The organism is Anaerorhabdus sp. (genome assembly GCF_036637135.1).
Classification (GTDB): Bacteria; Bacillota_I; Bacilli_A; order Erysipelotrichales; family Erysipelotrichaceae; genus Anaerorhabdus.
The window spans coordinates 1-2,136 of the sequence record NZ_JAVWNC010000116.1 but is presented as its reverse complement, the minus strand read 5'-3'; the positions used below and the strand labels follow the sequence as shown (position 1 = coordinate 2,136).

At 33.2% G+C, this 2,136-nt stretch carries 2 protein-coding genes; both read right to left on the bottom strand.

The annotated features are described in order from the left end of the window. Positions 1-74: 74 nt before the first annotated feature. Positions 75-1,142 (bottom strand): C45 family peptidase, encoded by a 1,068-nt coding sequence (locus RR643_RS11605; RefSeq protein WP_332483314.1) that lies wholly within the window; start codon positions 1,140-1,142, stop codon positions 75-77. Positions 1,143-1,155: 13 nt separating this feature from the next. Beyond that, on the bottom strand, positions 1,156-2,136 hold a 981-nt coding region (locus RR643_RS11600), incomplete at its 5' end, for an alpha/beta hydrolase (RefSeq protein ID WP_332483313.1).

Sequence of the window (2,136 nt, the reverse complement as noted above, 5' to 3'; positions counted from 1 at the left end):
TTTCTATTAAGGAATAAAACTCCTTCCTCGATATTTAAGTAACTATTATGAATAAACTAGTTAATGAAACTATATTATTCAAATAATTGGTATGAATACACTTGATCAAAGTTATTTCCAACCACAATGTCTAATGTTTTCTTTGAATTGTTATAAACTGCTGACCATTGAGTAGCGATAATATCACCATCGCTATCTACTTTATCTTGACTCACCGCTTGAAGTAAATTCATGGCATCAGTTGTTGATAAGATACCGTTGTTTTCATTTAAAGTGTTAATTAAGATTTCATAACGATCTTGACCTTTACCAAAATTGTATTTCTCTTCACTAATTAAGAAATTAGTTAATGCTTGAACTTCACCATCATTTTTTCGAATAACACTTAAGTTATTGTCAATATATTCAATTACAGCACTGTTTCCTTGGGCATCAGCTATTTGGAAATGGTAAGAAGCATTTGCAGATGCATGCATATCCATATCTTCAAATAATGAGATTGCTTCTTCAACATTGGCAGCATGATCAAGAATTAATCGAATTGCAGATGTTGTTGTTAGGTCTAATTTATTATTGTCTTGATTTGTTGGTGTATCTTTGATTAAGAGTACGCCTATACTAAGTCCTTGATCATTCATACCATCCATGATTGCATAAGGAGCAGCTAAAGTCATAATTTTATCAAAGAATGTGTCAGGTCCATCTTCTAATGTGAATCCCAATACATTGATATTCGCAATCGATACAGAACGATAACCATTTTCAGGTTCTGTAAAGACTAACATTCCAGGAATTGGGTCTAAGTCATAGTTTCTTCCAAAAATCCATTCACCTTCTGGTGTTTGTGCTTGGAATGTACTACAACCAAAATCAGGAATATTGAATTCAATAGGAAGTCCTTTTACCAATGTCTTAATTAGATATTGAATTAAAGCACCATCACTCTCAGCACCACCTTGTTCCACTAAACCATCTAATCCATAATCATTAGATATATGAACCTCGTAGAACCCATAATCATCAATCTTCTTAACACTATTCATTGTTGATATTTCTTTATTGAACATTGCGTAGAAACCACCTACTAATATTAGGATGATGACTACGATTGTAATTAAGATACGTTTTAATATTTTATTCATTTTGCTATTCTCCTCAATTTATGCTTTCTATAAAATCAAATATTGTTTTGTAGTATAAATCAGGGTCAACATCAGCACTAGCACCATGTTCAGCACCAGGTATGATTAATAATTCTTTTTGATTTTGATACGATGCATAGAGTTTCTCACCCATCCATGTCGGTACATAAGTATCATCGCCCCCATGAATAAACAAGATAGGTAATGTTGCATTTTTTAGAGCATTAATAGGACTTGCTTTTCCAAAATCATAACAAGCTCTAAGTTGACCTACAATTTGGGCTGCAGGTAGAAATGGGAAAGCTGGTAAGCCAAATCTTTCTTTTAATTGATCCTCAAACATTTCATAGGCAGATGTATATCCACAATCTTCAATAACACCAATAACATTCTCAGGTAATTGTTGGCTTGCGGCTAACATTACGGTGGCTGCACCCATTGATTCTCCATATAGAATAATCTTATTATTTGGATACTGCTCAATAATAGCATTAATCCATTCGATGACATCATCTTTTTCTAACCAACCCATACCTAGATAATTACCCTCACTTTGCCCTCGACCTCTTTGGTCAATAGCCAGAACAGAATAACCTTGCTCTACGAAGGGTTTAATAGCAGGAACAATATCACGATGATCAACAGTATAACCGTGGACTGCAAGGATAGTCACATTAGTATCTTCTAAAGCGGGATAGTATTGTGCCCATAGATTTAATCCCTCTTTATTTGTTATTTCCCACTCACCTAAATCTTGATTAGTTATCCATTCATCATATTCCTTTTGAGCTAAGGTATCTTGTATTCCTGTATAGGGTTCACTCATTGAACCGAGATTTCCATTTTCATCAACAGTTATTGCGTAATCTACTAAATAATTACCCGCAAAGCCGATTACACATAATATTAAAAATGATATAACAGCTAGTAGAATAATTAAAAACTTCCTTTTCTTAAACATAATATCTCCTTGTCTAAACAAGATAGAATTATA

Coding starts and splice junctions, on each gene's coding strand:
- RR643_RS11605 (WP_332483314.1), bottom strand. CDS start 1,142: ATGAATAAAATATTAAAACGTATCTTAATTACAATCGTAGTCATCATC.